This window comes from Vibrio sp. V01_P9A10T6 (genome assembly GCF_963877065.1).
Classification (GTDB): Bacteria; Pseudomonadota; Gammaproteobacteria; order Enterobacterales; family Vibrionaceae; genus Vibrio; species Vibrio anguillarum.
In genome coordinates this window covers 1-7448 of the sequence record NZ_CAWNTB010000047.1, presented here as the reverse complement: position 1 = coordinate 7448, position 7448 = coordinate 1, and the positions used below count along the sequence as shown (strand labels likewise).

The window sequence follows — 7448 nt, the reverse complement described above, 5'->3', positions numbered from 1 at the left end:
CTTCCAAAAAAAGCGTCGATTATTGGCCTACCGATTGTCGCGGCCATCGCATTTTCCTCGTCTATTCAGGATAGCTCCTTACAGCGCCAAATTGAGCTCTCTATTACCGAAACTCAAATTGTTCAGTCGATTTTATCTGATGCTATTGAGGTAAAAAATCTTCCGGATTTTGAATATGAGATTAAATCTGGTGACAATTTAAGTACTATCTTTAATCAACTTGGCTTTGGTTACCAAGACTTGATGAAGATTATGGAAACCGATTTAAACTACCTCGCATTGGATACGTTAAAACCTGGCAACATCCTCAGGTTTTGGAAAGCGCAAAATGGAAATGCGCTTTCCAAAATGGAGCTAGAATTTAGCCTAGTCGAGCGCGCGGTATATTCACGTTTAGATGATGGTACCTATGAGTTTCAAGATGTTAAAATACCGGGTGTATGGAAAGAGTTCGCCATGGTTGGCGAGATCCAAGGCAGCTTTTCTCAGTCGGTCAATTCGATAGGGTTAGGCAGCGCTGAGATAGAACAGATCGTCTCTTTACTTAAAGATAAACTCAATTTCTCTCGTGATCTTAGGGTTGGCGATCGATTTGAAGTGGTTCAATCTCGTCAATTTGTCGGTGAGAAATCGACGGGCAATCGTGAAATCCAAGCGATTAAAATCTACAGTCGAGGCAAAGACGTTTCTGCTTATTTACACCGTGATGGGCAGTACTATGACAAAAATGGCGATAGTTTACAGCGCGCATTTCAACGCTATCCGACGACAAATAAACGCATTACCTCTAACTTTGATGCGCATCGCCTGCACCCAGTCACAAAAAGAGTGGCTCCGCACAATGGTACTGATTTTGGTGTACCAGTCGGTACTCCGGTATTCTCGACTGGCGATGGTACGGTGATCATGACGCGTAAGCACCCTTATGCGGGTAATTACGTGGTGATACAACATGGCAGTACTTACAAAACACGCTATTTGCATTTGAGTAAAATTTTAGTGCGTAAAGGTCAGAAAGTATCGCGAGGTGAGCGGATCGGTTTATCTGGGCAATCGGGCCGAGTCACTGGGCCTCATCTGCATTATGAGCTGATGGTTCGAGATCGCGCAGTGAATGCCATGACCGCCAACATACCAATGGCAAACTCAGTGCCTAAAAAAGAGATGGCGGGGTTTGTTGCAAGGCGTAATGAACTCGATTCTATGCTTCAGCAGCAAGAACTGCGGTATGCCACCAGTGAGTCTTCGGCTGACCAAGAGTCTTAATGTGATAGCATAATGGATATTAGTAATCCCTCACTTTCAGAGTGAGGGTTTTTTATGCGCGCCGTACATGGCTCATGTTGTTCCAGTGAGTCACGATAGAGTGCGGTGTTTCTGGCTTTGAAAAATAGTAACCTTGGATCTGTTCACAGCCCATAGCATAGAGTTTCTCCAGAGCTTCTTGGTTCTCCACCCCTTCTGCGACGAGATCAACTCGAAGTTGATTTGCCAATTGAATAATCAACCAAACTACGCGCTCCGCTGTTTCGTTACACACCATGTTTTTGATAAAAGTGGCATCAATTTTAATGCAATCGATGGGGTAGCTATGGATGTAATTCAAGCTCGAATAGCCAGTGCCAAAGTCATCAAGCGCGATGGTAAAACCAAGTAGTCTGAGCTTATCTAAGATGTATCTAACTTCACTGGTTTGTGAAAGTAGTACTGTTTCGGTGAGCTCAATTGTGAATTCATTAGGCTCAAAGCCGTATTGAGTAATGGTTTGCATTAAGTGTTCGAGATAGCGCTTGGAGTTGATCAGTTCATGTGCCGAACAGTTAAGTCCTAATTTTACCTTGTAGCCTAAGCCCTCCTCTAGCTCAACTTTTGCTAGGCATGCCAGCTCAACAATGCGTTCTCCTAATTCCACAATTAAACCTGACTGCTCAGCAGTGTCGATAAACTCAATCGGTGAAATCGCACCCAGAGTTTCGCTATTCCAGCGAGTGAGAATCTCAAAATAGTTCCACTGTTCTTGGTGACGACTGACGATCGGTTGCGCCACCACAAATAGCTCACTATTTTTACTGGTTAACTTATTGAGTTCACGGCGTAGAGCTTCTGTGATTTGGGTTTGACGATGGTATTGGTCACTCAGATGGGTATCATAGCAACGGATATTACTACCGCGAGTTTGCTTACACTCTTTGAGTGCTAAACAGGCATTGAGAATCAGTTGATCGGCCGTGATTGTCTCTTGAGTTTTCCTTGAAATGCCAATGCTTAAGCTAATTTTAATGCGATGTGATGCATCGACATAACCTGTATTTAGCTTATCCAATATACAGCGGCAGATTTGCAACGGATCATTAGAGAAGGTGATAAACGCATATTCATCCCCAGCGATTCGAAATGCCAAATTCTCTTCCGGAACGCTTTGAATGATGGCATTAGCCACAAACTTAATGATTTGGTCGCCAATATAGTGCCCATATAAGTCATTGATCGATTTAAAATTATCGATGTCTAAATAAGCAAGAGTAAACGGTTCATTGGTTGTTTCAACTAAGCGTTCTAATTTGTCAGCTAGATAACTGCGGTTCATTAAATCGGTCAGGTTGTCGTGAGAAACTTCGTAACTAAGTTGATTAACCAAGCTGTCAGAGCGTTCGCTCAACCACTTATTGCGCAGGCTGTGAACGACTATGTTCGCAATGATTCGGTGGTAGCCAATCACGAATTCCTCATCTTCGATGGGAGAATAGAAGGTAGACACGAGCATTCCGAGTATTTCGCCATTCTTGGCACGTAGGGGAATACCGATATAGGCATCAATCTTATTTTCAATTAGAAACTTGTCATCAGGAAAAATTTTGGTCACTTGTGATGGAAACAGACAGTATTCCTGTTTTGATTTCCACACTTGCTCACACGGTGTTCCCCTGAGCGGATAACCCGTGTCGTTGTTGTCTGGCGTCTCACCAGCATGAGATAAGGTGTGAGCTCTGTAATGCCATTTGTCTAACTCGACGATGCATGTACAGCAGGTTTGAAAATGTGTATGCAGCACCAATGTGGCTCGATCATGTAACTCAGAGCCATCGAGCAGCATGAGCTCGTTAATGGTGTTTAGACTAACTGCATCCCTAGCCAATGATGTTTTAGTCATATGTCGTACTCTGTTTTTTTAGAATATGCACTTAGTGACTATGGTCGACATTGCGCAGTTTTGCCACTCGCAATGATGGGTACTTGAGACGCAAAAAAATAAAATATTGGTTATTCAGCGGCTTAGTTGCAGAGTTTTATGAGTACTTTTTTGTCTAGGATAAATTTGCTCTGGTGGACAATTGTGTGATGGAAATAGACGTAACCCCAATTTAGTTACCTAGCTTCATTCGTTAATTTTTCTTTTAAGTAGTTGAGAAATAAATGAGTTCGAGTGTGTTGATAATCAAGTTTAGGGTAATAAGCGTAAACCGTTGCTTGATCAACGGTGATATCGGGTAGCAAACGTACCAGATTGCCCAAACGTAGCTCTTCTTTGACCATCACGTCGTTGGTGACAATCACTCCCATGCCATTTTTGCCTGCATAGAAAAGTGCTTCTGGATTGGTTGTCGCGAAATTGCCCGATAACGATAGGCGTTTGCCTGTTGAGGTTTTTAATTCGCGCGTTGTGTGTTCTCCCCAAATCAAGACATTGTGCTGTTGAAGCTGTTCGGCGGATTTAGGCATACCATATTTTTCAATATAGTTAGGAGAAGCATAAAAGCCGGCCCTATGTTCAAATAGGGGGGAGGCTTTAAAACTGAGGGAATTGAGTTGGTCAATTTCTCGGCTGATGAATAAATCAAGGTGAAGTTCGGGCAATTGCCCCGGAGTTGTTGTGGTCAGTTGGATTCGAATGTCAGGGTAGCGCTGTAGAAATTCATCTAAATACTGCACCAAAAATTTTGAGCCCACAGAGAGTGTCGCCCCAATTTTTAGTAGGCCAGCGGGAGTTTGGCTGACAGATCGTGTTTCATCAACCACCGATTGCCAACTTTCAAGTTGTGCTTTTGCTCGCTCATAAAAGAGAGCACCCGCTTCGGTTTGTGTCACCGTTCGTGTGGTGCGCTTAAGTAACTGCACGCCAATTTTCTCTTCCAGCCAATGTACTCGTTTACTGATGGCTGAGCTGGTGGTATTGAGCTTACGTGCCGCGCCGTTAAAGCTGCCTTCTTCAACCACTCGCATGTATGTTTTAACATTTTGTATCCAATCCATCGTTACCCTACTCATTCCTCATTGGAACTAATTCATTTCCTGAGTGCTTTATTATCAAATCTGAGTTGCCAATATATACTGAAAACGTATTTTGACACCACACCTACCGACGATAAGAGCTCACTTAGCAATCCATGAAAACTCTCGCTAGCACACCATTTAAAAAGACGCCGATGTTATTGGCGATGATGATCATTGCCACGGGCCAAGTTGGGGTGAGCATCTATTTACCTGCACTGCCGTTGATCAGCCGAGACTTAATGGTTGACCAAGCCAGTATTCAATGGCTCGTCACGCTCTTTTTAGTGACGTTTGGGATGTCACAGCTTTTTTACGGGCCATTGTCTGATGCGGTTGGTAGACGCCCGACATTTTTACTCGGGCAGGGGATCTACTTGGCCGGTACAGTATTGTGTGTCTGTTTTTCGGATAATTTTCATGCGTTGGCTGCTGGTCGCCTACTGCAAGGGCTTGGCGCGGGAAGTGCTTCTGTTCTTGGCCGCAGTGTGCTGCGTGACAGTTATGATGGTCTGCAATTAACAAAGGCGCTTTCTTACATCGCCATCACCGCCTCAATTATGCCAATTATTGCCCCTGTGCTCGGTGGGTGGCTTGCCTTTCATTTAAGTTGGCAGTCCGTGTTTGTGTTCGTATTAGTGTATATCTGTACCATTTTTATTTTAGGTTGGTGGATATTGCCAGAAACGTTGCCATACGCGAAACATCGGTTTCAACCGAAGGCCGTATTGCATAACTACTTGCTACTCTTGAAAAATTCCCAAGTGCTGACCAGCGCCAGTTACAACTGGATCAGCTATTTATCTAGTTTAGTGACTCTGTCGGTGCTGCCTTTTCTCTTGCAAAACAAGCTGGGGTTAACGGCCGCCGATTATGGAACCGTAATGATCGTCCCTTCCGCGGGTTTGATGATAGGCAGTGTTGCCGTTAACTTACTCAATGATCGTTTTTCATCCCAACGTTTACTTGCTTTGGCGATTGTCATTATGGCTTTTGCCGGTGTTTGGTTACTGATAACACCGATGAGCGTGTTCAATTTAGTGTGGGGATTTACTTGGTTAACGATTGCGCAAGGTATCTCATTTCCATTATCCACCAGCATGCTGCTCGGGCCACACAAAACTCAAGCGGGTTCCGTTGCGGCTCTATCTGGCTCCATTCAAATGTGTTTAGCTGGATTTTTAGGGGGATACTTGGTGGAAAGATGGATCACGAGTCAGATGTCGCTAGGCTGGTTCTATTTAGCAACCAGTTGCGCTATGTTTTTGGTGTTGTGTTCTTCCTATCGCTTACGTCAAACCAAATTCGCTTAATGCTGTTTATACCCTTCCGGTTTGAAGTGGTTTAAGTCTAGTGGTGCATTTACATCGTACATGTCGGCACAAGAGAAATAATTTGAGGTATAATCTCGGCGACATTAATTCGACGGAAAAATCAATGCAACAAGATGAATTTCAAGCATTAGTCAAAAGCTTGTGCGAGCAAAAAACACTTCCTCAAGCGTTAGATATGCTGAAAGTATTTGAAGATCAAGATATTGCTGAAGCAGCCTTATCGTTAGTGGGTCAGTTTGCTTTAGCCGAAGTGGATAGGGAGCAACGCATTTACCACGTCGTGTTGCAAGAAAATGAGCAAGGTGAAGAAGAAGAGTTTGTCGAACACATTATGAATGAAGGCGATGACGTTATTAAGTTTGTTGCTTGGTTTTTTGAAACCATGTTTGAAGTTAAGCAGAAAGAAACTTACTTGGCTGCTGGTAAAACCTATAAGCAGCCTAAACGCGGTTAACTGAAAATTAATTACTTTATTTTGTGACTCAAGTCTTGTTTTTGTTCTTTTTTGGACTAATATACACCTCGTTAGGTAAATAAATTACATGTTGAGGTGATTCATGGGTTATGAATTAGGTGGTGCTTACGTTGGTCAACTGATCGCAAAAAAAGCGATGTATGATGCAATGCATGGCAAACCACAAGCAAAGAAAAAGTCTTTCATTAAAACGCTAGTGAAGAAATTCAGCAAATAGTGAATGCCTAAGAATTAAAAAGCCCTAGCTTGGTAACAAGCTGGGGCTTTGCTTTATTTACTGGGGTAAAAATGACTGTGCAAATTCGTCCACCATTCGTCCACCATTCGTCCACAAAGAGTCCGTATACCATTACTGACTAAAGAGTCGGCGGTTTCTGAGGCGTCAGTACTTTTTCTTCTAAAGTAACCAGATACTCTGGGGGGGGCACTACTGACTTTTTTTGGTTAGCCAATCTTCCAATTTATCACACCCGCCGATATAGCGGCTTTCTAGCCAAATTTGTGGCACAGTGACGGGCGTTTTTTGACCAATGATGGCTTTAACTTCTGGGATCATCCGGTACAGCGCCGCACTTTCTTTGACGACATCATGATAGGTGTATTGAATTCCTGCTTCATCCAGCAATTTCTTTGCTTTTACGCAGTACGGGCAAGTGGCTTTTCCATACACAATATTGCCAGTTAACTCGTCACGTTGTGCCCACTCTTTGATCACAGATTGAACCAAAACACCTCGATTTAACGCTTCTCCTTGGCTGATCACTTTACCTTCAACGACCAATATTGGGGCGTGCCATGCGCCCAATTTCAAGGGTTCCCACCAGTACGATAGCCAGTCTTTGACTTCTAACTCGATGGGAATGCCCTCCAGTTCATTATTGAAGGTGTCAGTCAAAATGTCCTTGGTGAGCGTACACTCGCCGCAAGGGATGGTGACTTTAAATGGACCCCAACTTCCAGCCCATCGGTATAGTGTGATTTTTATCGGTTTTGCCATCGTGTTTTCCTCAAGAAGCATTGCTTAGAGAATAGGAAAGAGTTGAGTGACTTTTTATTTCAACGCGAAGATTTTTTTGTTTCCCAATGAGTAATAAAGGCCACTGAAGCGATAATGATGGCAGCGCCAAGCCATAATCGCCCGGGTGGTGCCCAGCCAAACACTAACCAACCCGCCAAAACATTCAGTGGCAGCTTCGCGTGATCAAAAGGTTGCACAAAAGACGCATCTGCCACCGCATAGGCTTTAACTATCGCCCATTGAGCCAGTGCTGTCATCGCACCCGCAAAAAGCAATATGAGCCATAGAGTGCTCCCTTGAGGTGTTTGCCAATCTGGTAAAGCGAGCAGTAGATTGAACGGTGTGATCAGTA

At 43.7% G+C, this 7448-nt stretch carries 7 protein-coding genes and 1 pseudogene; 4 read left to right on the top strand and 4 right to left on the bottom strand.

Going from position 1 to position 7448, the window contains the following annotated elements; genetic code table 11:
- Window positions 1–1266: peptidoglycan DD-metalloendopeptidase family protein (locus AACQ21_RS02975; RefSeq protein WP_258174193.1), on the top strand; the 1266-nt coding region annotated here is incomplete at its 5' end.
- Between the two features lie 52 nt (window positions 1267–1318).
- Here AACQ21_RS02975 and AACQ21_RS02970 read toward each other — a convergent pair.
- Window positions 1319–3151, bottom strand: coding sequence for a putative bifunctional diguanylate cyclase/phosphodiesterase (locus tag AACQ21_RS02970; protein ID WP_105976710.1), 1833 nt, complete (start codon window positions 3149–3151; stop codon window positions 1319–1321).
- 215 nt (window positions 3152–3366) lie between these two features.
- Window positions 3367–4251: a LysR family transcriptional regulator gene (locus AACQ21_RS02965; protein WP_026027569.1), complete on the bottom strand. Its 885-nt coding sequence runs from the start codon at window positions 4249–4251 to the stop codon at window positions 3367–3369.
- Between the two features lie 134 nt (window positions 4252–4385).
- Here AACQ21_RS02965 and AACQ21_RS02960 point away from each other — a divergent pair, with 134 nt between their 5' ends.
- The 3 genes from AACQ21_RS02960 (at window position 4386) to AACQ21_RS02950 (ending at window position 6295) form a co-directional block, all read left to right on the top strand.
- Window positions 4386–5582 (top strand): multidrug effflux MFS transporter, encoded by a 1197-nt coding sequence (locus tag AACQ21_RS02960; RefSeq protein ID WP_105976709.1) that lies wholly within the window; start codon window positions 4386–4388, stop codon window positions 5580–5582.
- 124 nt (window positions 5583–5706) lie between these two features.
- On the top strand, window positions 5707–6057 hold the full coding sequence (locus AACQ21_RS02955; protein WP_166538161.1) for a hypothetical protein: 351 nt from the start codon (window positions 5707–5709) through the stop codon (window positions 6055–6057).
- 103 nt (window positions 6058–6160) lie between these two features.
- On the top strand, window positions 6161–6295 hold the full coding sequence (locus tag AACQ21_RS02950) for a hypothetical protein (RefSeq protein WP_013868100.1): 135 nt from the start codon (window positions 6161–6163) through the stop codon (window positions 6293–6295).
- A gap of 210 nt (window positions 6296–6505) precedes the next feature.
- Here the strand turns inward: AACQ21_RS02950 and AACQ21_RS02945 are convergent, their stop codons facing one another.
- Together AACQ21_RS02945 and AACQ21_RS02940 are read right to left on the bottom strand one after the other, a co-directional pair.
- On the bottom strand, window positions 6506–7075 hold the full coding sequence (locus AACQ21_RS02945) for a glutaredoxin domain-containing protein (protein WP_010320515.1): 570 nt from the start codon (window positions 7073–7075) through the stop codon (window positions 6506–6508).
- A 59-nt stretch (window positions 7076–7134) separates the two neighbouring features.
- A pseudogene (locus AACQ21_RS02940) lies at window positions 7135–7448 on the bottom strand (EamA family transporter); the annotation flags it as partial.

Coding starts and splice junctions, on each gene's coding strand:
- AACQ21_RS02970 (WP_105976710.1), bottom strand. CDS start 3,151: ATGACTAAAACATCATTGGCTAGGGATGCAGTTAGTCTAAACACCATT.
- AACQ21_RS02965 (WP_026027569.1), bottom strand. CDS start 4,251: ATGGATTGGATACAAAATGTTAAAACATACATGCGAGTGGTTGAAGAA.
- AACQ21_RS02960 (WP_105976709.1), top strand. CDS start 4,386: ATGAAAACTCTCGCTAGCACACCATTTAAAAAGACGCCGATGTTATTG.
- AACQ21_RS02955 (WP_166538161.1), top strand. CDS start 5,707: ATGCAACAAGATGAATTTCAAGCATTAGTCAAAAGCTTGTGCGAGCAA.
- AACQ21_RS02950 (WP_013868100.1), top strand. CDS start 6,161: ATGGGTTATGAATTAGGTGGTGCTTACGTTGGTCAACTGATCGCAAAA.
- AACQ21_RS02945 (WP_010320515.1), bottom strand. CDS start 7,075: ATGGCAAAACCGATAAAAATCACACTATACCGATGGGCTGGAAGTTGG.